The 22,741-nt window shown below is 37.4% G+C and carries 19 protein-coding genes; 10 read left to right on the forward strand and 9 right to left on the reverse strand.

From position 1 onward, the window contains the following. Positions 1-120: 120 nt before the first annotated feature. Both RM541_RS05750 and RM541_RS05755 read right to left on the reverse strand, forming a co-directional pair. Entirely contained in the window at positions 121-852 is a 732-nt protein-coding gene (locus RM541_RS05750) for a class I SAM-dependent methyltransferase (protein WP_311499260.1), read from the reverse strand. 318 nt (positions 853-1,170) lie between these two features. Beyond that, entirely contained in the window at positions 1,171-1,338 is a 168-nt protein-coding gene (locus tag RM541_RS05755) for a hypothetical protein (protein ID WP_311499261.1), read from the reverse strand. Positions 1,339-1,700: 362 nt separating this feature from the next. On the opposite strand from RM541_RS05755, the gene RM541_RS05760 reads away from it, so the two are divergent. The 7 genes from RM541_RS05760 (at position 1,701) to RM541_RS05790 (ending at position 7,237) form a co-directional block, all read left to right on the forward strand. Beyond that, positions 1,701-3,359 carry an AIPR family protein gene (locus RM541_RS05760; RefSeq protein WP_311499262.1) on the forward strand — a complete coding sequence of 553 codons (1,659 nt, stop codon included), beginning with the start codon at positions 1,701-1,703 and terminating at the stop codon, positions 3,357-3,359. Positions 3,360-3,458: 99 nt separating this feature from the next. Beyond that, positions 3,459-4,274 carry a DUF4393 domain-containing protein gene (locus RM541_RS05765; protein WP_311499263.1) on the forward strand — a complete coding sequence of 272 codons (816 nt, stop codon included), beginning with the start codon at positions 3,459-3,461 and terminating at the stop codon, positions 4,272-4,274. A 209-nt stretch (positions 4,275-4,483) separates the two neighbouring features. Next, positions 4,484-4,798: a hypothetical protein gene (locus RM541_RS05770; RefSeq protein ID WP_311499264.1), complete on the forward strand. Its 315-nt coding sequence runs from the start codon at positions 4,484-4,486 to the stop codon at positions 4,796-4,798. Next, positions 4,749-5,198 (forward strand): serine hydrolase domain-containing protein, encoded by a 450-nt coding sequence (locus tag RM541_RS05775; protein WP_311499265.1) that lies wholly within the window; start codon positions 4,749-4,751, stop codon positions 5,196-5,198. The genes RM541_RS05770 and RM541_RS05775 overlap by 50 nt, the downstream gene beginning before the upstream one ends. A gap of 74 nt (positions 5,199-5,272) precedes the next feature. Next, positions 5,273-5,707, forward strand: a complete 435-nt coding sequence (locus tag RM541_RS05780; RefSeq protein ID WP_349254612.1) for a serine hydrolase — start codon at positions 5,273-5,275, stop codon at positions 5,705-5,707. 320 nt (positions 5,708-6,027) lie between these two features. Continuing rightward, complete coding sequence (locus RM541_RS05785) at positions 6,028-6,495, forward strand: hypothetical protein (RefSeq protein WP_311499266.1); 468 nt, start codon at positions 6,028-6,030, stop codon at positions 6,493-6,495. Positions 6,496-6,700: 205 nt separating this feature from the next. Next, on the forward strand, positions 6,701-7,237 hold the full coding sequence (locus RM541_RS05790) for a hypothetical protein (RefSeq protein WP_311499267.1): 537 nt from the start codon (positions 6,701-6,703) through the stop codon (positions 7,235-7,237). Between the two features lie 250 nt (positions 7,238-7,487). Here the strand turns inward: RM541_RS05790 and RM541_RS05795 are convergent, their stop codons facing one another. Beyond that, positions 7,488-7,952, reverse strand: a complete 465-nt coding sequence (locus tag RM541_RS05795) for an FKBP-type peptidyl-prolyl cis-trans isomerase (protein WP_432264663.1) — start codon at positions 7,950-7,952, stop codon at positions 7,488-7,490. Between the two features lie 71 nt (positions 7,953-8,023). On the opposite strand from RM541_RS05795, the gene RM541_RS05800 reads away from it, so the two are divergent. Beyond that, complete coding sequence (locus RM541_RS05800) at positions 8,024-8,179, forward strand: hypothetical protein (protein WP_311499269.1); 156 nt, start codon at positions 8,024-8,026, stop codon at positions 8,177-8,179. 5 nt (positions 8,180-8,184) lie between these two features. Here the strand turns inward: RM541_RS05800 and RM541_RS05805 are convergent, their stop codons facing one another. Next, positions 8,185-8,736: a sugar O-acetyltransferase gene (locus RM541_RS05805; protein WP_311499270.1), complete on the reverse strand. Its 552-nt coding sequence runs from the start codon at positions 8,734-8,736 to the stop codon at positions 8,185-8,187. Between the two features lie 578 nt (positions 8,737-9,314). On the opposite strand from RM541_RS05805, the gene RM541_RS05810 reads away from it, so the two are divergent. Further along, a complete protein-coding gene (locus RM541_RS05810) occupies positions 9,315-10,610 on the forward strand; it encodes a carboxypeptidase-like regulatory domain-containing protein (protein ID WP_311499271.1) in 1,296 nt (431 codons plus the stop codon). Between the two features lie 61 nt (positions 10,611-10,671). Here RM541_RS05810 and RM541_RS05815 read toward each other — a convergent pair whose 3' ends face one another. The 5 genes from RM541_RS05815 to treZ all read right to left on the reverse strand — a co-directional run bounded on the left by RM541_RS05815 (position 10,672) and on the right by treZ (position 20,589). Then, positions 10,672-11,985 (reverse strand): serine hydrolase domain-containing protein, encoded by a 1,314-nt coding sequence (locus tag RM541_RS05815; RefSeq protein ID WP_311499272.1) that lies wholly within the window; start codon positions 11,983-11,985, stop codon positions 10,672-10,674. A 76-nt stretch (positions 11,986-12,061) separates the two neighbouring features. Then, on the reverse strand, positions 12,062-13,591 hold the full coding sequence (malQ, locus tag RM541_RS05820) for a 4-alpha-glucanotransferase (RefSeq protein ID WP_311499273.1): 1,530 nt from the start codon (positions 13,589-13,591) through the stop codon (positions 12,062-12,064). Between the two features lie 2 nt (positions 13,592-13,593). Beyond that, complete coding sequence (treY, locus tag RM541_RS05825) at positions 13,594-16,254, reverse strand: malto-oligosyltrehalose synthase (RefSeq protein ID WP_311499274.1); 2,661 nt, start codon at positions 16,252-16,254, stop codon at positions 13,594-13,596. Next, the gene (locus RM541_RS05830; protein ID WP_311499275.1) at positions 16,251-18,680 is read right to left on the reverse strand and encodes a DUF3536 domain-containing protein; all 2,430 of its coding nucleotides are present in this window, start codon (positions 18,678-18,680) and stop codon (positions 16,251-16,253) included. The genes treY and RM541_RS05830 overlap by 4 nt, the downstream gene beginning before the upstream one ends. A 112-nt stretch (positions 18,681-18,792) precedes the next feature. Then, positions 18,793-20,589, reverse strand: coding sequence for a malto-oligosyltrehalose trehalohydrolase (gene treZ / locus RM541_RS05835; RefSeq protein ID WP_311499276.1), 1,797 nt, complete (start codon positions 20,587-20,589; stop codon positions 18,793-18,795). Positions 20,590-20,763: 174 nt separating this feature from the next. Between treZ and RM541_RS05840 the strand changes: the two genes are divergently transcribed. After that, positions 20,764-22,740 carry an alpha-1,4-glucan--maltose-1-phosphate maltosyltransferase gene (locus tag RM541_RS05840; RefSeq protein WP_311499293.1) on the forward strand — a complete coding sequence of 659 codons (1,977 nt, stop codon included), beginning with the start codon at positions 20,764-20,766 and terminating at the stop codon, positions 22,738-22,740. Position 22,741: the final 1 nt, after the last annotated feature.

Genomic DNA, 22,741 nt, shown 5'->3' on the forward strand with positions numbered 1-22,741 from the left:
CTCTCAATAATAAAACAGAAAACCGAAATTCTGATTCCTGAAGTTAAGGAGTCTGAATTTTGGTTTTTTTATTTTCAGTTGTAATAAAAAACACTGCTTTTGAGTAAAATGAGAGACTGACTACTGAAATTTCCCCATCCTAAATAAAATGGGATACGTAATTTCCCCATTTTCGCCAAAAGCTTCTTTCAGGTCTTCTGCAATAAGATCTACCGGGTTTTTACCGTTGGCTTTTTCATAATGCTTTACGGCGGACCAGGTTTTTAAATAGCCAATTAGCTGATCGTAACTCCAGTGAAGCTGAAGTGAGATTTCCGGAGTTTCAATTTCTTTAAAAGGAAAGGGAATCGTTTTATATTCCTCATCCAGGTATCTCCTTTCCGGATCCCAGTACTCCCCTATTATATTTTGGTAAAAATGATCGATAACTTCATTGGTTTCGGGGTTACTTTTAAAAAGTCCGTAGCCAAAAATGGCAATTATCGCCCCTGGTTTTAGAACACGCTTTACTTCCTTATAGAATTTATTAAATTCGAACCAATGTATCGCCTGCGCCACAGTTACCAGATCAAAATGATCATCGGGAAAATTTGTAGACTCGGCAGGCTGCCTGGAGTAGTCGATATTTGCCATTTTGGGGGCATGGCCTAACTGCTGCTCACTAATATCTGTAGCACAAACCTTATCAAAGAATTTTGCCAGTTCTGCGGCTACCTGGCCATTCCCTGTACCACAATCCCATGCTTTTTGCTGCTGTGGAAGCTGTTTTTCGATAAAATCATAAACTTCCTGGGGATAAACAGGCCGGAATTTGGCGTAATCCGCCGATTTTGTGGAGAAATTGTCTTTCATGGTAAAAAATTAGCTTCAAATATTTCGAATAGGAAGATTTGCTCTTTAAAAACCGTGGGAGTTCATAGTTTTCTGCTAAAAAAAGCCAAATATCGCTACAAGGAGCTAAGCACTGCAAAAGGCCGTCGAAATTCGACAGCCTTTTCTTAACAACCTTCACGTGTTACTCCCGTGCTTTGCCATTTCACCCATATTAGGATAAGAAACAGCCGGAAGGAGATCAAGGAATGAAGGTTTCATTTCGAAAAACCTTAAAAGGAAATAAAAATTTACCCAATCTCGGCTTTTAATTTTAATTATCAAATGCTGAGTTTACTACTAGTATTCATCCTCAACTTCATCTGCTGCTTCCTCAATTTCATCTGTTCTTTCCTCAACGGCTTCTGCCGCTTCTTCAGCCCTTTCCTCTTCAGGAGTATCCCTGCAGGAAACAAATGACGTACTTACTGAAAACACTAATGCAAATAATAAAAATAACTTCTTCATAATTTTTAATTTTGTTGATTAGGTAAATCAAATTAGAAAAAAAGAACACGAACGCCTTATTTCCGGTGTTAAAATAAAGCAAAAACCCCTGCTGAGGCCATCTCCCGCTTTAGACATTATCTCCTATTTCCTTTTTTCATACCTATGTATTTTCTGTTGTCTGACCATTTTATAAAACTCCTGAAGACCGGACTAAAATAAAAACAGGTAAAAAATTGAAAGAAACATCTTTCGTTTTTAAGATTTTATTTAGATTTATATCCTCTCACCGGAATCCCTACCCTCTGGTAATTTATCTAGAATAACCCGTAAATAAATGTAATGGTACATTTATGAGGACGTTGGCATCAATAAATACAATTATGTTACAAATTAGGCAAATAAAAAAATATCTTGAGGAAAAATACTTTGATCACGTTTTTCTCAATGAGGACGAATCGAGTAAATCTACAGAGCAGGTGGAAAACATGAAATTGACTCGTTCTTTATGCGCATTAGCTATGTGTATGCAAGGAAATGTAGAACCTGATGAAGCCTGTTTATATGTTACCGATGGTTATGATGATAATGGGTTAGATGGAATATATTTCGATTCCACTGACAAAACTCTCTATTTGATTCAGTCTAAATTTCACAAGGACGGAACTGGTTCAATAGATGTTGGTGAAATCGGGAAATTTTTAAAGGGTGTGAAGGAGCTTTTAATACCTAAATATGAAAACTTTAATAAATCAATAAAAGAAAGAATACCTGAAATAGAGAATTATTTACTCGATATTCAAACAAGATTTGTGTTGGTAACCATACATTCAGGAACAGGCAATATCTCTGACCATGTTCAAGGATCAATCAATGATTTTCTTGAAGATAATAACTCAATAAACTCTACAGATATTTTCAGTTTCAAGCCAATTAAAATAAATGATATTTATTCTTTTATTTCCAGAGGATCTTTAGGAACCCCCATTGATTCAGATTTAATTCTATATAATTGGAGTAAAATAGACTTTCCAATAAAATCTTATTTTGGTCTTGTAGCAGGAAGTGACTTAGCGAATTTATACAAAGCAAATGGCCGCCAACTATTCTCCCCGAATATTAGGCTGCATTTAGGCGATACAGAAGTAAACGAAGGTATTTCTCAAACCATAAGCGAAGCTCCAGAAAAATTTTGGTATTACAACAATGGAATCACTGCCTTGGCAAATGATATAAACAAAAAAGCTATTGGCGGTGCTGGTTCAGAATCTGGGATCTTTGTATGTAAGAATCTCAGAGTTGTCAATGGTGCGCAAACCGTTGGAACTATCACTGAAAGTTCAAAATCAGAACCTAACAATGTAGAACAGATACGAATATGGATTCGGATTTTTGAAGTATCAGAGGAAAATGAACAAGAATCTAAGAGAATTACAAGAACAAACAATACTCAGAACCGAATTGATAGTAGAGATTTTGTATCACTAGACCCTCAACAGGCAAGATTAAAGAGCGAATTAGCAATTGAAAACATCAATTATGTCTTTAGATCGGGAGAATTTCCAGAAAAAGACGATCTAGGTTTTGATCTCAATGAGGCTGTCGTTGCTAAAGCCTGTTTACATGAGGATGTATCTTATTCAGTACAGGCTAAGCGTGAGATTAGCAAACTCTGGAATGATATAGAAAAAACACCTTACAAGCTCTTTTTCAATGGATCAACAGATGCAATTGAATTGAGTAAGGAAGTTTTTATACTTCAACGAATAGAAAAACTAATATCTCAAAAAAAGAATTCTAATCATGGGCGCGATAAACTATTTGTAACCCATGGCAATAGATTCATCCTTCACAGAGTGTATAAGAAACTTAAAGAAGAGGAGATTGTGCATTCGGATATTTCAAATGAAAAACTAACAAGGATATTTAACCATGTACATGATGAATTATATGATAAGGTCGAGGAACTCTATTCTGAATCAAATTTGGGGTCCCTATTCAAAAACACCTCTAAGTGTAAATTTGTAGCCAATCAACTTTAAAACGATGCTAACAAGGTGTATAATGCATAGCTATCCTACGTGATAGCTGCGGCACCATACGCAGACCGTTAGGCATAATTAGCCATAAAATTCAAGATAATGAGTGATGAAGAATCAAACGTTAATGCTTTAATTCATTTAGGTCAAGGAAAGTTGGTATCAAAACTTTATCAAGATCTTTTAAGTAAACCAAGTAAGAAAGCTGGACAAGCTTTAGGCACTATTGTGAATGTTAGTAATACCGTTTTATGGCCTATAAAATGGTTCAATGAGAGAACAAGATTATATTTTGAGAGCAATCTGAAAAAATACGAGGAAAAACTGGAAAATTTACCTGAAGAAGAAATTACTCCAGTTCCTACAGAGATATCAAATCCGATTCTAGACAGATTCTCATATGTTTCAAATAAAGAACTAAGTGATGCCTTTGTAAAATTATTAGCCAGTGCTTCATCTTCCAAAAAAGCAAAAGATGCTCACCCAGGTTTTATACAAATAATTGATAGAATTTCACCAGACGAAGCTCGTATTTTAAAATATTTAGCAACCGCAATTGCAATTCCTGTAATAGACATTAAACATATTAACAATCCTGACAATTCTGCACAATATCGACTTGTAATTAAAGGGGAAACTGGCTTAAAACAAAAATTGATATTAAACTGGCCGGACAATTTACCAATCTACTTAGACAATTTAGAGTCATTAGGTCTGATTAGTAGAAAACCATATTATCTTACTGTACTTGAAACAAAATTTGAAAAAATTCTAGAAGATCTAGATCCTGAGATCAAAAAAATTTTTGAAAAATATAATGAGGAAGAACTTAGAAAAGTAAGAATAGAAGATAAAGGAATGTATGAAAAAACCAATTTTGGCAATATGTTTATAAGAGCATGTATTAGGGGTCATTAATTGTGTCTAACATCGGCTAATCGCCAATATCCCCACGTCCCCTACTCCCGGAACTTGCGATAAACGAGACCTTTAGCAGTAATTACAGCTCATCAGTATATTACCACAATTCAGAATTTTATAATTTCTAAAATAGATTTGTTATCTAAAATTTGAATCGATAATACCAGAAAATGCTAATATTCTCTTAATTTTTTATCGTAAAATAAATGAAAAAAAACCTGACTATTATTATATGCGTAATTGGAGTATTAATCTTAAGCTACTTTCTTTTTGAGCCTGTTTTTACTTATTACATAGGTAGAACTGAAATGCCAAATTTAGAAGAAATTCATCCAAAGAAAACACATTCTGAAACGTTGAAAAATAAAGCGGATGAAATATTAGGAAAAGAATTTAAATTACTTGAAGCACCATCTATTTCTATTGCTGTCGGAATGAATGATTCTTTAATTTGGTCAAATTCTATTGGTTATGCAGACTTTGAAAAAAAAAAATTTTGCAGATTCAATAACAAAATATAGAATTGGGAGTATTTCAAAAAGCCTTACTTCTGTTGGTTTAGGTTTATTGTTTGAAAGGAAAACTATTGAACCTAATTCAATTGTAGAAAATTATGTACCATACGCAAATAGTAAGTTATCCAAATTAACAATAAAAGAATTAGCTTCCCATACATCTGGTATTAGAAACTACAGTAGTTGTCTATGTTTTCCTATTTGGGAATTCTATAATAATAACCAATATAATTCCATTAAACAGAGTGTCTTAATTTTTAATAATGATGACCTTATTTTTGAACCAAGTACAGATTTTAACTACAGTACTTATAATTATACGTTATTGAGTGGAATAATTGAGGGTGCTACTAATCTGGATTACCTTGAATTTATGAAAACAAACGTGTTTGAACCTTTAAATTAACTGAAACAATACCAGACTACGCTGTTAACAAATCAAATAATATAGCTGAATTCTATGATAATGCAGATAACAAAATAAATAAAGCATACAAGACCAATAGTAGTAACAAATGGGCTGGTGGTGGTTTTCTTTCTACACCAATTGATTTAGTAAAATTTGGGAATGGAGTACTTAATCAAGAACTTATAAATTCCACAACAACGAAGTTGCTATTTGAACCTGTTCAATTGAAAAACGGTAAAGTAAATGAACAAAACTATGGTTTAGGTTGGCGAAATGATATAAGAAAAGATGTAATTAAAGACAACCGAGAAATTAGAATTATTCATCACGGTGGAACTGCCTCAGGCTCTCTCGCAATGCTAGTACTTCTGCCTGAATATAATACATCTATAGCTGTAGCAATGAATAGGAGTGGTTCGTCATCTGAATTATTCGATATTACATTTAAAATAGCTGAATTATTCATAGCAGAAGAAATAACCACTACCAGCACAGTGTATAATTAATGGCTAGTTCGCGCCTACTTCCGAAAATCCCGGCGGATTTTCTATTCGGTTTGTATTTGCCAGATCAGGTGCTTTTACACTCCACAAATCATACACAAATACGTTGCCAACCATTCCTCGGACAAACACCATGACTTTTAGTAAAATTAAAGCTGTATTTTTAATATTACAAAAGTAAAATTTAAGGAGATTGAAAGCTAAGCGGATGCATTTCTTTTATCAAAATATTATAATCTTAAAACCCAGGAATAAAATCATATAAGCCGTCAATTCCACGTTCCTACAACCGGGACGACTGGCAGCAAGCTAAAACGCTGACTATGAAATTTAAGTTTCAGATACTATTAATCTTTCTTTTCCTTACCGGCGGACTTCACGCCTGTGAATGTATTTTAACTAAGTCAATCGAAGAGATGGTTGAGGATGCCGATATAATCTTTTATGGAACAGTTTTAGGCGTTGACGACCGCGATGATCCGGTTTACGCAGAACAGGTCAAATACTACACATTCGGGGATGATTATGCAAACAAGGGCGGTTATGAACCAATTTTTAAAATTATTGAAAATTTTAAAGGTGGAATAAAAGATCAATTAGTAGATGGAAAATATAGTTATCAGACAGAATGGACAAATTGTGACCGACTGTATAAGATAAGCTACAGCTACATCTTTTTTGGGAATATTGACGATAATGGAAAAATCAGAACAAACATTTGTATGATGGGAGGAATAGTCAACGATGTAACAACCCTTGAGGAAATAAAAGATCTGACCAAAAAGCAATAGCGGGTAAAAAATGCCAACATTGCTAAAAAATTTTTTAAATCGCAACTCCGTGCTCGTTTGCTGCGCCTGATCCTTCAGAAGGATATATTTATACTTATGTCCGGATAAGATAAATCTCAATTCAGGTGGAGAAAAAACCTGGACAATCCCGTTTGGCGAACAGTGTTTTTTTAACTTGCGCCCTTTATTTTCACAAAACTTCTGAATGAAAAAAATATTACTACTCAGCTTCTGCTTTTGTTCATTTTTAAACATTGATGCTCAAAATCAACCTTCAGTGGAAGAGGGTTTATTATCAGTAAACATTTTAACTCCCGGGCTGGAGTATGAATATGGCCTAACAAATTCTGCAACTTTAGATTTAAGAGCAGGATCAGGGTTTGCGTATAGAAAAGGAATATTTGGGGAAGGTTTTGGTATCTATCCAATTTTTAATGTTCAGTACCGCCATTATTATAACTTAAAGAAGCGTTTTGAAAAAGGAAAAAACATCTCCAGTAATAGTGGAAATTATATTGCTTTAAGTGGCGCCATCCAGACTAGTAAACCAATAATCGGGGATTTGGAGTATAATGAAAATTACTTCGGTGTCATTGGTCCGGTGTGGGGATTGCAGCGCTATTATGGTGCTGGTTTTAAATTAGATCTTAACTTAGGTGGAGGCTATGGTTTCAATGAGTCCGGTAGTTCTTTTTTCTCTCCGATAGTCAGCTTAAGACTGGGGTGGCGTATTTTTAATTAGAAGAAACTTCAACGTTTTATTGAAAATAAAAGTTTTGCGGGATCCTTGCTTTAAAATTGGATGCCGGAACATCTAAAAACGCATCACACTTACAAAATAAATAATATATATAGTAAATATGCTGCCTATCCTATCCTGGCAAATAATAGACTGATCAAGGACTTATTAGAAAATTTCCGAAGCGTTGTCAACGAGAAAAACGTTCTTTGAAGCAATTCTACTGCTACCCGGTTTCCAATATATCTATAAATTAATTGGTAGCATCAACAACCTCTAAAAGCTCAATTTCAAAAATTAAAACAGAACCTCCGGGAATACCCCTGTAATTATTCGGGCCGTAAGCTAGGTGTGAGGGTACGAGAAGCATTCCGCTCCCACCCTCTTTAAAATACGTTATTCCCTCTGTCCAGCCCCTGACTACCTCCTGTAGATTAAAGGTAACTCCACCCGCATCACTTTGATCGAAAATCTCACCATCAGTAAAGTAACCTTTGTACGCGATCCTTACATCGTCTGTTGCTGTCGGTTGCTCCCCTGTTCCTTCCTCTTCAATAATATAATACAATCCTGAATTACTCTTCTCTGCTTCAAGATCATTTTCTTCCAGATAATCCTGAATTTCCTGATCATTGAGGCTTACATAATCTACGGAATTGATATCATCGTTACAGGAAATAAAGGAAATGAACAGGAGTGCCAAAAGGCTGATTTTAATTTTCATATTTTTTTCACAAATATAAATAACTTTGAGAAGCTCCACCCCTGAAGGTAAAGTAAAATCATAAATTGGAAGCAATCAATAAGGCCGCCCATCTCTCGCATAAATCCTGCAGATTAAAACGTGCATTGGCAGAATGCAACCCGGGAAAAGAATCTTTTGCCAACCGTTACCTCTTTAAAACAGATATCTTATGCGCAGATTTCTGGAGCTGGAACATTTAGTTCTCCTAGTTTAATTTCTTAACCACTTTTGCGGGATTCCCAACTGCTAATGTATCTGCCGGAATATCTTTTGTCACCACTGCTCCTGCTCCAATTACAGCCCTGTCACCAATATTTACCCCGGGGCAAATCGTTGCATGTCCGCCAATCCAGCATTCTTCTCCTATGTTTACGGGCTTGCAATCTTCCCACAGCCTTCGTTCCTTAATTCCTAAAGGATGCCTTGAGGTGTAAATATGCACTCCGGGAGCGAGGAGTGTTCCCTTTCCTATAGTGACTTTTGCCCCATCTAAGATAACTGCTCCAAAATTGACAAAAACATTCTCTGCAGCATAGATATTTTCCCCATAGTCACAATGGAAAGGTGGTTCTAAATGTATATTTTTAGCTGAATTAGGACATAATTCGTTTATGGTTTCCTGGAACTTATCTGTATAATATTCAGTGACATTTAGTTTATGAAGAATACGTTTCACCCTGGTACGGACTTCAATAAGCTCTTTCCCATGTGCATCATAAGGCTCTCCGGCCATCATTTTTTCCTTTTCTGTTTTCATCTTAAATTCTTTGTCTATGCTTAATTTTTTTTGAAGTGCCTGCCCGTCGGGTCTCAAAAAGTATTTGCTTCTCTCCTACCCGAGTATCGTTTGTACTTCATCTGGTGAAGCGTTATAATTTTCACTCTTTTTCAATATATAAAAACTATTTTATGGCGTGGTGCATTAGGGCAAGCGTATTTTTAAATAATTATTATTGTCCGGTATAATTATTTGAAATTTTACAGAGGTCAAGAGATGTCCTTTCCGGCAAGGTACGGAAGCACATTAGACATGCAATTCCGGTCTTTGTGGTTATTATGGGGCTAATGTTCGTGGTTAGAGGTCTCGGGCTTGGCATTCCTTATTTGTCTCCGCAGCAATCAACAGAAAAGGTGGATACACAGTACAATTGCCAACCTGCTGCACAAAGCAGCATGCCGAAAACGGCCATTTTCAGCAGTCCGCAATAATACTGCTCACTTCCGGAATAATTTTTATTCTTATTAAATCCTGCTGCACATTTCCAAATTAATTTAACTAAAATTTTGTTAATAAAAGCTTAGTTTTTAGTATCTTAGGAAGTAAAACTACATGCCATGGAAACATCAAAATTAAACTTCCGCCTGCAAAAAATATACAGTGCTCTTTTTCTACTCGTTTTCGGCCTTTCGCCCGCCCTTAGTGCTAACTTCCAGGAACAGCAGACCGATTCCACGAGTTTTAATGTTTATAAAGGAATAGTAGTAAACAGCGAGAGCGATGATCCTATAGCTTCTGCTTCAATTGCAGTGAATAGAAGCAATATTACCACGATAAGCAATTCAGATGGAGAATTTTCGCTCCGTGTACCTACGAGTATTTTACCGGTAACCGTTACAGTTTCCATGTTAGGCTATAATAGTAAAAGTCTCCCGCTGGATTATTTTAGCAACAATAACCGCGTGGAACTGGTAAGCAATGTGGAAGAACTTTCAGAAATTAATATTTTTGATGCTAAAGATCCCAAAGCATTGGTTGATAAAATGCTTCAGAAAAAGGATGAGAATTATTTTACAGATCAAACCTTAATGACCTCCTTCTATCGGGAAACAATTAAAAGAAGACGTACAAATGTCTCTTTGTCTGAAGCAGTTGTGAAGATATACAAGAGTCCGCACAACTCCAACAAAGATGATCTTGTCTCTATATTTAAAGCAAGAAAAAGTACCGATTATAACAAGCTGGATACCCTCGCTTTAAAATTAAGAGGTGGGCCTTTTAATGCACTTTACCTGGACCTTATAAAATATACAGAGTATGTCCTGGAGCCGGGTATGACTGCAAACTATGAGTACACTTTTGATGAACCCACCAAAATTGATGACAATTATATTTATGTGGTAAATTTCGAAGAGAAAGATAAGTCAAGTCCATGGTATTTTGGACAATTGTTTATTGACGCTCAATCTCTTACACTCGTACGGGCAGAGTATAATTTAAATGTTGACGATAAACGCACAGCAAGTAAAATGTTTGTAAAGAAGAAACCTTCGGGATCTAAGGTATATCCCGTAGATCTCGCCTATAAAGTTGACTACGCTGAAAAAGACGGGAAGTGGCATTACGCCTACGGCAATGCTGTTATGGAATATGTAGTGAACTGGAAGAGAAAAATTTTTAATTCGCGATATACTATTAACAGTGAAATGGTAATAACAGATTGGGAAAAATACTCTGACCTTGTAGAACAAAAGAAAACAGAATTTATAGATCCCTATGTAGTGATGAGTGATGATGTATCAGGGTTCTATGACGCTGAATTCTGGGGAAATAACAACATAATTGAGCCTGAGAAATCAATCCAAAATGCTATTGAGAAGATAAAAAGGAATATGGAGGATGATCAAGATTAAATACCGTTAAAAAATGTATCGCCTGTTGTTTTGAAACAACAGGCGATTTTATTTTCTACCATTAATCATCAATACTTGCCATAACCATCTGGCGAAATTTCCAGCCGGTTTGGTCTCCTGTCCCACCAGAAGTTTGTTTCATTATTATACCAATTACATCTTCTTCAGGGTCTGCAAAATACTGGGTATTAAAATATCCTCCCCAGTCGAAGGTGCCAGTGCTGCCGATGCCGCCCATATCCTGCCCTTCGGGAGTTACCACTCCAAACGCCAGTCCATGGTACTTGTTTTTCCCGCCAAAAAGATCCTCTGTGTGATTTCCGAGGATGCTATTTATTGTAGTCCTGCTTAACAAACGTGTTCCGTTTAATTCTCCTTTGTTTAAGTACATCTGAAGAAAAGTGGCGTAATCTTCAGCCGTGCTGGAAAGACCTGCACCACCGGAATAAAAAGTCTGTGCTCCTTTTATAGGGTAATCGGGATCATAAAAAGTAGGTTCGAGATTTTTCCATTGGCCACCTTCTTTTACCTGAACAGAAACCAGCCTTTCCTTGCTACCTTCAGGCTGGTAAAAATGGGTGTCCTCCATTTCCAGGGGATCAAAAATATGCTCTTCCAGATAATCGCTAAATGACTGGCCTGACACAACTTCTACAAAATATCCCAGCACATCCAGTCCCATGCTATAAGTGAATTTTTCACCCGGATTGTGGTGCAAAGGAAGTTTCCCAAGCTTTTTAATTACTTCTCCAATTTTCACATTTGCGGTTGTAAACAATTCTGTTACTCCTGCTTTCTGATATATCTTTCTAATCCTGGGATCTGAATCTATCATTCCGTAGCCTAATCCGGAAGTGTGGGTGAGTAAATGACGTATCGTAATCTCCTTATCTGCAGGCTTTGTAGTATAAGAGGAATCAGCCTCATTAAAGCTTTCCAGCACCTGCGGATTCTCAAATTCCGGAATATATTTAGAAACAGGATCGTCCAGCTGAAATTTTCCTTCTTCCCACAGCATCATAACTGCTGTTGAAGTTATAGCCTTGGTTTGTGAAGCAATCCTGAAAACAGCATCCTTTTCCAGCTCCTTTCCTTCAGCATTGGCTTTGCCAAAAGCTTTGAGGTAGATGATTTTGCCGTCTTTTGCAATCAACGCCACCGCTCCCGGAATTTGATTTTCATCAATCGAAGACTGAATCATTTCACTGATTTTTTCCAACCTCTCTGACGAGATTCCCACACTTTCTGGTGCAGCTTCAGATAGCGGTTCAGAATGCTGAGAAGAAGTGGTTTGAGCTTGAAAAGCAATTGTACAGGCAAAAAACAAGAGGCCGGTTAGCCCCTGTTTTAGCTTTATTAAATATGGTGACAGCATAAAATATTTTTTGGTTCAGGTAAAGTTAGATATTTTTTTGTCACTAATCTTAAAAACCTTGCTGTCACTGTCCTCTTTACTTCTTAACCTTTTTGACTGGCTTGGGTTCTTTAAATCTTCCGAAGAGAATATTTTGCTCACGTAAACTTTTGACAGCTTCTAAAGGAATCTGAACCTCTTTTACACGCCAGGTCCAGTTACCTTCAATACTTCCGGGAGTATTCATAAGTGCTTCCTCCCCAAGCCCGATAATATCCTGAAGTGGAAAAATGGCAATTTTCGCCACAGATCTCAGTACAATTCTGTGCAATATTTCGTGAACATTATTCACTGTCACACGTTTATCTGAATATCTCTTTAAATGTTGTTTTGTGACTTTATCCGCAGCTTTAAACCAGCCTACGGTAGTATTGTTATCATGAGTTCCGGTGTAAGCTATGCTGTGGGATTTGTGGTTAAATGGCAGATATGGATTCTCTGCCTTTTCTTCGCCAAAAGCAAATTGCAATACATTCATGCCGGGAAAATTAAATTTTTCCAGCAGGTCGTAAACCGGTTGATCCAGTTGTCCAAGATCCTCGGCAATAAAAGGCATTTCGGGAATCTCCTTTTCAATGATTTTAAAAAATTCCGTTCCCGGAGATTTCACCCATTTTCCGTTAATGGCTGTTTCATCTCCGGCCGGTACCTGCCAGTATGCTGCAAAAGCCCGGAAATGATCGATTCTTACCAGGTCAAACAATAACAGGTTTTGCTTTATCCGTTTTACCCACCAATCGTATTTATTTTTCTTTAGCGTTTTCCATTCAAATACCGGAGTTCCCCAGAGCTGACCAGTTTCACTGAAATAATCTGGTGGTACTCCGGAAACATGTGTGGGCATTTTATCACTGTCCAGTTTAAAATATTCTGTATTCGCCCAGCAGTCTGCACTTTCATGGTTAACATAAAATGGAATATCACCAATCAGCTGTACATCATTCTTATGTGCATAGCTGGTGAGACTTTCCCACTGCTTAAAAAACAGGTACTGAATGAATTTTTCTTTTTCAATTTCTTCAAAAAGTTCTTTTTCCGCTTTTTTTAGTCCTGCGGGTTTCCTGTCGCGCAACTCTTCCGGCCATTCCAGCCAGCCCTTACTAAACTTCTGTGTAAGGGATTTGAAGATCGCGAAATCATTCAACCATGTTGCGTGCCTGTTACAAAATTTTTCAAAATCAGGGAAATCTGCCTTTCGCTCCTTAAAATTCGAATAAGCAGAATCCAGCAAATCAGTTTTATATTTTTCTACAGGCTCAAAATTCACTTTTTCAGCAGAAAGTTTCTTCGGAATCGAAAACTTCTTTAAATCTACCAGTTTTTCTTTCTCGAGTAATTCCGGACTAATTAAAAGCGGATTGCCCGCAAAAGCGGAATAACTACTATAAGGAGAATGATGAAAAGTGTTATGAGTAGGATTAAGTGGCAATAATTGCCAGTATTTATGCCCGGAAGCCTTAAGAAAATCGACAAATTTATAAGCAGAAGTTCCTAAATCCCCAATACCATATTCTGAAGGTAAAGAAGTTATATGTAGCAAAACCCCACTACTTCTGGTTAATTCCATATTTATTTTTTACTGATTAAGAGCGCCAACGGAAGATCTCCTAAAATTTCTGAAAATTTAATTTTTCCACCATTTTTCAGAGCTTTTCCGGTGAGCAGATTTTTCCAGTTTAAATCGCGTTCGGGTAATTCCATGAAAGAATCATCCAACATGGACTCGTCTAAAGAAATTTCATCTTCTTTACAAAGATTTTTTACCTGCACCGGAGCCACAGTAACAATAGTGGTATCCTGATAAGTTCGGGCAAAGACGATAATTTTGCCTTTTAAAGTACCTGAGACTGAAAGAGGCTGATATTCTCCTTTTTCAAAAACATCATGGTATTCCTTTCTTGCCGCCAAAGCTTTGTGCAGACAATAGAATTTTAATTTTCCATTGCTGAATTCTTTCTTTAGATTTTTTAGGTAGTCACTTTTCTTTTCTTCTTTAAGAGAAGAGAATTCAGACAGAATTTCCTTCCTTAAATCATAATCTACCGGTCTTCGGTTATCGGGATCTACATAACTTAAATCCCAAAGTTCGGTTCCCTGGTAAGTATCGGGAACTCCCGGAACGGTGTTCTTAATGAGCACCTGCGAATATGACTTAACTGCTCCCCAAAGTGCCATTTTCTCCAAAAATGGATCAAAGGATTTTCTGAATTCTTCATGAGTAAAAATACCTTCAATAAATTCAAAAACAGCATTTTCATGTTGTTCATCTGGCTGAGACCAGTTGGTATTTACCTTTGCTTCACGCATTACTTTTTGCAAATAATCTTTGGTCCGCTGCAAAAATTCCTCTTCATCAAAATTGTCGAAAGGCAGCGCTCCAATTAAAGCCTGATAAATAAAATATTCTTCGTTTTTATCTGGTGCTTTATTGCTTTTCCTGATATTGCCGTTTATTTTGCTCCATTCCGCCACTTTCCGAAACCATTCTTCCGGAAATTCGCTTAGAATACTCAATCGCATTCTTGCATCCTCTCCCCTTTTGGTGTCGTGTGTGGCAGTTGCATTTAAAGTATGAGGAAATGTTTTTTGCTTCTGAAGCATTTTCTTATGAAAATCCTCTGTAGAAATTCCAAAGTTTTCGGGTGAATCCCCTACTTCATTGTGCAAAATAAGCCTGTTATAAATGTAAAAACTGGTATCCTCCACTCCTTTTGCAGCAAGCGGGCCGCTAAATTGCTGGCAACGCTGAAGAAAATAAAAAGCTTCCTCTTTTTTATCGTCAATTTCGCCTAAAAAGAGAGATTTTAGATAATCCAGCTCGTTTTTAGCATCTTTTACATGCTCCAGTGCCCATTTATAAGCAGTATTTATAGTCTCAACCTCAGCATTTCTCAGCGGAAAACCTCCGGGGTAAATTCTATAAACAGGAAAAGCAGCCAAAAAAGCGCATAGCGATTTTTGCCAATTATCGTCCTCCTGTTTTCCTTCCGGTAGAAGTTTTTTCGTCCTTAGATAATCCAGTAAATTGTGAAGCTCTCCTCCCATTCTTTCCTTAAGGATAAACAGCTTTTTCTGATAAACCAGTTCTTCATATTCCGGAAGATCTGGTACGAGTTCTTTATATCTTTCAGAAAATACTCCTTTACTTTCAGGGTTTGTGAACAGGTGGTTGATTTGGGCCAGAAATTCGTATCCGCTTGTTCCCTGCACCGGCCAGTGAGACGGTAGCTCTTCATGAGCTTCCAATATCTTTTCAACAACTATATAAAAATCCTCGCCAACGAGCTTCCGAAGCTTTTTAGTGTAACCTTCCGGATCAAAAAGTCCGTCGATATGATCTATTCTCAAACCATTGATCATTCCGGCTTCACACATTTCCTTAATAAAATGATGATAGGTTTTAAAAACCTCATCATCTTCCATACTTAGGCAAATAAGATCGTTAATGGTGAAAAAACGGCGATAATTTATCTCGCTTTCGGTGGTTTTCCAGTGTACAGGTTTAAAGTATTGCAACTCCATCACCTGGTGCATCTTCTCTTCAGATTTATTGATGTTTTCAATTACTTCAGTAATCTTCTTCTCCAAATCGGCATCTTCCTGAACTTCCCTGAAAAATGAGATTTTCACATCTGCCCATTCTTCTGCATTTCCGGAGAAATTCTTTAGTCTATCGGCCTTTTCGGAATTTACTTCAGCTAAAACAGTTTTATAAGATCTTACTGAAGCAGGATAACTATGTTCAAAATAATTGACCGAGATACCTGTTTGGTCATAATTTACTTTAAGTTCCCCGTTCCTTATTACTTCGTCTATGGAATCACCCAAAAACGGAGTCATCACTTTTCCCCAACCCTTATAATCCCAGTCAATGTCAAAAAAATTGTAAAACCGTGATCTTGGACCAAGCTCAGTAATATCCCGCAACCACGGATTGCTACTATCGTAGGCCATGTGGTTGGGAACAATATCCTGAAGCCAGTCCATTTTTCGCCCCTTCAAATCCTTACTCAGCTTCTTAAACTGCTTGAGGTTTCCAATGGCCGGATTGAGGGTAAAAGGATCTGTAACATCATATCCATGGGTGCTGCCCGTTCTTGCCTTAAAAAAAGGCGCGGAATAAACAGTGGAGATTCCAAGTTTCTCAAGATAATCTGTGATTTGCTCCAGATCCATAAAGGTGAAATCTGGAGACATTTGCAGCCTGTATGTAGTTATTGGTACTCTCATTCATTTACAAGGTTCAGGTTACTTGTGAGCCTGTCGAGTGCTTCCAGCCATTTTTGACCTTTACCATCCTGCGATTCTTCTGCATTTCTTTCTATTCGTGCGACTTCTTCTTCACGCATAGCGAAAATCACGTTCTGTGCTTCCCATTTTTCAGGTTCGAGTGTACTTTTATCAAGTGTTTCTACAAATTCATTAATGCAATCCAGCAATTTAAGGTCTTCAGGATTTTTCTTTAATTTCCTCATTAATGAATTCAGTTGAATATCGCCAAGGAAACTGAGTGTCACAACATCAAGATTTACTCCGATCTGTTTGGCTGAATGAAGCAAACTTTTAAAATTCTTTAAATTGAAGTTATCGTTCTTTAATTCAGTTTCCAGCTTCGTATTGATTGCAAGTTCTGCCGGAAGCTTGAGCCTGTTGGGCACCTTCATATGAATCTCCTTAAAGGTTTGCAGCAACGGATAACTATTTTCGTATACCTGCTGCATAGCCCCTTCTGCACTTTTTAGAGTGTTCTCCATCACCAGCTCCATAATGCTCTGTTGCTCATCACGGAATAAATGCCAGAAGGAATAGTTATGATTACCAAAATAGGTATCCATCATATTGAAAATTTCATAAACATTTCCCTTCTGAAAAAATTCAGCGACGTTCTTATGTAAATCTTCCAGAGCTTCTGCACCAATATACTCCCTAACACCACCAAATAAATGGTGATCTCCCATGTGCAAAACAGCATAGGAAATATCTACTTTTTCCCATGTAATATCTGAGCGGAATTCAGTACGGCCAATAACCAGTTTCTGTTTTCCGGCTTCATAAAAATAATTACTCTTTGTAGTGGCGCTAAAGTTATAAAGGCTGACTTCTTCAGGAAACTCTTCAAATAGTGAGGAGACTGCGTAATGCGCACCAATACGAATCATATCCAGAGCCATAGGTTTAACATACTTGTCGTAAGCTCCTAGCGCAGATTCAAATTCCGGCATATTGCTCGGGATTTTGTCTAAATATTTTTCAAAGGTCTCTTCATAATTCCTACCGCTTATCTGTTCTGCCAACTGGATGGCACGGGTTGCATAGAAAATATCCTGCATCGATTCTATTCCCGTTACTTCATCAAAAAACCAACCGCAACTGGTATACATCAACATCGTATGATATTGCATTTCCAGCAGTTTGAGGAGCTTAATTTTTTCTTCCTCTTTTAATTCTGATCCGAATTGTTCTTTTAAGAACGCGTCTACATTTTCTTTACTTCTGTCTAAAACAACCTCAACATATTTGTTTCGTACTAACCACGGATCTTTCGTGTAGCTTGCCATTTCCTTTTCATAAAGCGTGATAAGCTCTTCCCGAACCCAGTCAAAACTATCACGTAAAGGACCACGCCATTTCTGGTTCCAGTCTCCATTCCCGCCGGTATTACAACCGCAGTCACTTCGCCATCTTTCCACACCGTGATAACAACTCCATGAAGTATCTTCTATAATTTCCACTTCGTATTGAGGAGGAAATTTTTCCAAAAATTCACCATAAATGGTAAGGTTGGCATCTTCATTTTCTTCTATATATTCGAGACAGTATGATAGTGCCATTTCACCAAGTTTGTGGTGGTGGCCATAACTCTCACCATCTGTTGCAATGTTTACCAGTTGTACATCATCTGTTTCTGTAAACTGTCCCTGCAATCGGCTGGCGAAACGCTCTCCATCATTTAAAAGTCCTTCAAAAGCCACACCTTGTGAAGCAGGACCATCATAAAAGAACAGACTTATCTTTCTTCCCGAAGGTAAATTACAGACATAAGCCTTACGTGGATCTACTTTTGCATCTGTAGCATCCTCCCACTCTTTATCTCCAATTTTCCTCATCCTTTTAGCCTGGTAAGGCGAAAGAATAGTAAATTTAATATCATGATCTGCAAGAACCTCCAGAGTTTCTGTATTTGCGGCAGTTTCTCCCAGCCACATTCCTTCCGGATGTCTGTTAAACCTGGATTTAAAATCCTCTATTCCCCAAATTACCTGCGTCTCTTTATCTTTTTGATTGGCCAATGGCATAATTAAGTGGTTGTAAGCCTGTGCCAGTGCTGAACCGTGACCTGAAAAACGCTCCTGGCTTTCCTTATCTGCCTGTAAAATCCCTTCATAAGTTTCGGGAGCTTCATGCTCCATCCAAGCGAGCAAGGTTGGGCCGATATTAAAACTCATCCAGCCGTAATTATTCATTATATCCACAATCTTCCCTTCAGAATTGAGAATTCTGGAAGAAGCGTTTCTTATATAACATTCGGCGTTAATCCTGTGATTCCAGTCGTGGTAAGGATAGGCGGAATCCTGAATTTCAACCTTGTTTAGCCATGGGTTTTCTCTTGGTGGCTGGTAAAAATGGCCGTGGATACAAATATATTTTTCTTTCATAGTTTCATTTTATTAGTAATCGTTTCACTTCCACACATTTTCAGACAGAAAATATTTGCTTCGGAAAAGTCGAAAAAGGTAATTATAAATTGGTTAGGTGTAGCGTGCTCTGCTAACTTTTGCAAATAATTAATGATTCCGGCGGAATATTAACAGCTCCGGATACTTTCTGCGGAAAATCCTGAGGTCCACTCCATTTCTTATCTGCGGAAGCAAAAACCAACTGATGTTCACCTTCTGGTAAATTCATTTTTTTGGAATCTTCACTAAAATTATAAAGTGCGGTAAGCCCACCTGCAGACAGCCTTAGCGTTTTATTTTCTTCATCTGCTTCGCTGCTTTTTTCTTTAGTGTAAAACGCCTGAAATGCACCCTCTTTACGAAGTCGTATAAGTTCTTTGTATAAGCCGAAAATTGCCATTTTTGACCCCTCTTCCTGAAAACTCCAATTAAGCTTTGAGTTGTTAAAAGTTTCCTCAGATTGCGGATCGGGAAACTCTCCACCATGATGATTAAAGTACTCAAACTCCCTTTTTCTTCCTTCCTGAACAGCTTTTACCAGTTCTGGATCTCCATGACTTACGAAATATTGAAAAACCTGATCTTCAGCAAATTCTTCACCCATAAATAGCATTGGTACAAAAGACGAAGTAAGCATTACACCTGCTGCAAGCTTCAATTTTTCAAAAGAGACTAACTGAGACAGGCGATCTCCCAGCATTCTGTTCCCAACCTGATCGTGATTTTGAATACAGACTACAAATTTTGAAGAAGGAAGACCTTTAGGGCTGTTCCCTATGGTCCTTTTCCTAAAATTTGAATAAATGCCATCATACACAAATGCCTGCTCCAGGGATTTACCCAGATTTGCCATTTTGCCATAGTCATTATAATAGCCTTCATTTTCGCCCGTAATCAAAGTGTGCAGGGAATGGTGAAAATCATCTACCCACTGTGCCTCCAGTCCGAAACCACCTTTTTTATATTCGTTTATTATTTTTGTATCGTTAAGATCACTTTCAGCAATTAAAACATATTTGCGACCAGTTTCTTCTTCAAGTTTATCTACCTGTTCGCTTAATTCCTTTAAAAGATGTTTTGCTCCACGATCAATGATTTCATGAATAGCATCAAGGCGTAAACCATCAAAATGGAATTCCTTTAACCACATAAGTGCACTCTGCAAAAAGAAATTTCGCACATGATCTGACTGCCGGTCGTCAAAATTAATCGCCTTTCCCCACGGCGTTGTATATTTATCTGTAAAATAAGGACCAAATTCCGCTAAATAATTTCCTTCAGGCCCCATATGGTTGTAAACAGCATCTAAAATAACTGCAATTTCCTTTTTATGGCAGGAATCGATCAGTTTTTTAAGCGCCTTTACCGTGCCATAGCTTTCTTGTGTAGCATAAGGGTAAACTCCGTCATATCCCCAATTTCGATTTCCGGGAAATGCCGAAATAGGCATAATTTCTATAGCAGTAATCCCCAGTTCCAGCAAATAATCCAGTTTTTCTTCAATTGCAGCAAAAGTTCCTTCTTTTGTAAAGGTACCAACATGAAGTTCGTAGATAATCATTTGCGACATTGGTAAACCTTTCCAGTCTTTGTCGTTCCATTGATAATCTTCAGGATCTATCACCTGAGACCAGCTATGAACTCCTTCCGGCTGAAATTTTGAAGCAGGATCCGGAAATTCTTTTTCTTTATTTAGCCGAAATTTGTAGTAGCTTCCGGCAGGTATACCTTCTAATTCTTTACTCCAGTAACCTTTCTCCTCCTTTTCTAGTTGAATTACGTTTTTTCTGTTTTTTACAACAACTTCAACTTTTTTGGCAGAAGGTGCCCATACCCGAAATTGACATTTTTCATCCTTCACATAATGTGCTCCTACTTTTCTCTGCATATGATCTTATATAATTTAAAACTACTTCAAAGCTAATAATGATAAATTATAATTATAGATGTTTAATAATTATTTAACTAGCCGTTTTAACACGCTTAACTACCTTTAAAAGAGTTTTTAGTTGAAAAATCCATACTTCAGCTCGCAATTGAAGTGTAAAAAATAAAAATTTTGATGAAATTGGAAGGGCAAAAAAGAGTAAGTATTCAAAATGTTTCACCACAAATTGAAGGTGGGAAATATCCTATAAAGAGGATTATAAATGAAAAAATTGAAGTTGAGGCTGATATATTTGGAGATGGACACGATAAAGTAGATGCCGTACTCCTCTATCGCGAATCCAGAAGAGGTAGTGGTAAAGATAAAAAATGGGAGGAGTTACCCATGATTTTTGAAGGTAACGACCATTGGTCTGCTGCTTTTGAAGGAGCCAAGCTGGGAACTTATGAATATACGATTGAAGGATGGATAGATCATTTTTCCACCTGGAAATACGGTCTAAAAAAGAAAATTGAAGATAAGCAGAATGTAAGGACAGAGTTGCTTATAGGTGCCGATCTAATGGAAGATGCCCTGGAACGACTTCCTGCAACCCAGAAAAAGCAATTGCGCAACTGGATAAAACTTATCAAAGATGAAGAGAAGGAATCTGAAGCTATTTCTAAGGTTTTTGAAGATGCTGTAAAAAAGATAATGTACCAGGCGCGAAATCGCGAAAAAGCTACACAATACCATAAGATACTTACTGCCAGAGTAGAGAGAAAAAGAGCCCTTTTCAGCGCATGGTATGAATTCTTTCCCCGGTCTACTGCGGAAAATCATGGGGAACACGGGACTTTTAAAAGTTCTGAAAGAATACTCCCTGAAATTGCAAATATGGGTTTTGATGTTATATACCTCCCTCCCATTCATCCCATTGGAAAAAGCCATAGAAAAGGTACTAATAATGCTACCGAAGCAAAACCGGGAGAACCAGGATCACCGTGGGCTATAGGTTCTGAAGAAGGCGGACACAAAGCCATTCATCCGGAACTTGGTACATTGGAAGATTTCACTTCCTTTATAAAGAAGGCCGAAAGTCACGGGATTGAAGTCGCAATTGACTTTGCCATCCAGTGCAGCCCCGATCATCCTTACGTTAAGGAACATCCACAATGGTTTAAATGGCGTCCCGATGGAACTGTACAATATGCGGAAAACCCTCCGAAAAAATATCAGGATGTTTTACCTGTAAATTTCGAAACGGAAGACTGGGAAAACCTCTGGAAAGAACTAAAAAGTGTGGTAGAATACTGGATTGACAAGGGAGTGAAAATTTTCCGTGTAGATAATCCTCATACAAAATCTTTCATATTCTGGGAATGGTTAATCAAGGAAATAGACAAAAAACATCAGGATATTATCTTTCTGGCCGAAGCCTTTACCCGTCCACGGGTTATGGAAGAATTGGCTAAGGTCGGGTTCACGCAATCGTACACTTACTTTACGTGGAGAAATTCAAAAGAAGAATTTGAGGAGTACCTCACTGAACTTACTAAGACAGAACTTAGGGAATATTTCAGACCCAATTTCTGGCCTAATACTCCTGATATTTTACCAGTTTCGCTAGAGGATAAAGGTGAAGCCTCTTTTTTAATCAGGATTATCCTTGCTTCAACTTTATCTTCAAATTACGGAATCTATGGTCCATTGTTCGAATTCGGAGAAAATGAAGCTTATCCCGGAAAAGAAGAATACACCCGTTCAGAAAAATATGAAGTTAAGCACTGGGATTGGTACCGGCCTACAAGAATTAAAGAATTAATAGGTAAGTTAAATAGTATTAGAAACGAAAATCCGGCGCTGCAGACTACCTATAATATCGCCTTTGCAGAAACCGATAATGACCAGATTATTTGCTATACTAAAATTGACCGGCAAACAGGGAATAAATTGATAACGGTTGTAAACATTAACCCCGATCACACTCAGTCGGGTTGGATAAAAGTGCCATTAAACGAGTTGGAAATCCAGGGGCACGAACCTTTTGCTGTGCACGATCTACTTACCGGCTCGAGGTATATCTGGCAGAATGAATGGAATTATGTAGAACTTCACCCTCAGGCAATGCCCGCACATATTCTACGTGTTGAAACCGTAACAGAGAGATAAA

The organism is Autumnicola psychrophila, assembly GCF_031846645.1.
GTDB lineage: Bacteria > Bacteroidota > Bacteroidia > Flavobacteriales > Flavobacteriaceae > Autumnicola > Autumnicola psychrophila.

What these genes read in the sequence shown, in the direction of transcription:
- RM541_RS05765 (WP_311499263.1), top strand. Translation starts at nt 3,459, where the DNA reads ATGAGTGATGAAGAATCAAACGTTAATGCTTTAATTCATTTAGGTCAA.
- RM541_RS05750 (WP_311499260.1), bottom strand. Translation starts at nt 852, where the DNA reads ATGAAAGACAATTTCTCCACAAAATCGGCGGATTACGCCAAATTCCGG.
- RM541_RS05770 (WP_311499264.1), top strand. Translation starts at nt 4,484, where the DNA reads ATGAAAAAAAACCTGACTATTATTATATGCGTAATTGGAGTATTAATC.
- RM541_RS05815 (WP_311499272.1), bottom strand. Translation starts at nt 11,985, where the DNA reads ATGCTGTCACCATATTTAATAAAGCTAAAACAGGGGCTAACCGGCCTC.
- RM541_RS05755 (WP_311499261.1), bottom strand. Translation starts at nt 1,338, where the DNA reads ATGAAGAAGTTATTTTTATTATTTGCATTAGTGTTTTCAGTAAGTACG.
- RM541_RS05760 (WP_311499262.1), top strand. Translation starts at nt 1,701, where the DNA reads ATGTTACAAATTAGGCAAATAAAAAAATATCTTGAGGAAAAATACTTT.
- RM541_RS05840 (WP_311499293.1), top strand. Translation starts at nt 20,764, where the DNA reads ATGAAATTGGAAGGGCAAAAAAGAGTAAGTATTCAAAATGTTTCACCA.
- malQ (WP_311499273.1), bottom strand. Translation starts at nt 13,591, where the DNA reads ATGGAATTAACCAGAAGTAGTGGGGTTTTGCTACATATAACTTCTTTA.
- RM541_RS05785 (WP_311499266.1), top strand. Translation starts at nt 6,028, where the DNA reads ATGAAATTTAAGTTTCAGATACTATTAATCTTTCTTTTCCTTACCGGC.
- treY (WP_311499274.1), bottom strand. Translation starts at nt 16,254, where the DNA reads ATGAGAGTACCAATAACTACATACAGGCTGCAAATGTCTCCAGATTTC.
- treZ (WP_311499276.1), bottom strand. Translation starts at nt 20,589, where the DNA reads ATGCAGAGAAAAGTAGGAGCACATTATGTGAAGGATGAAAAATGTCAA.
- RM541_RS05830 (WP_311499275.1), bottom strand. Translation starts at nt 18,680, where the DNA reads ATGAAAGAAAAATATATTTGTATCCACGGCCATTTTTACCAGCCACCA.
- RM541_RS05810 (WP_311499271.1), top strand. Translation starts at nt 9,315, where the DNA reads ATGGAAACATCAAAATTAAACTTCCGCCTGCAAAAAATATACAGTGCT.
- RM541_RS05805 (WP_311499270.1), bottom strand. Translation starts at nt 8,736, where the DNA reads ATGAAAACAGAAAAGGAAAAAATGATGGCCGGAGAGCCTTATGATGCA.
- RM541_RS05775 (WP_311499265.1), top strand. Translation starts at nt 4,749, where the DNA reads ATGCAGACTTTGAAAAAAAAAAATTTTGCAGATTCAATAACAAAATAT.
- RM541_RS05790 (WP_311499267.1), top strand. Translation starts at nt 6,701, where the DNA reads ATGAAAAAAATATTACTACTCAGCTTCTGCTTTTGTTCATTTTTAAAC.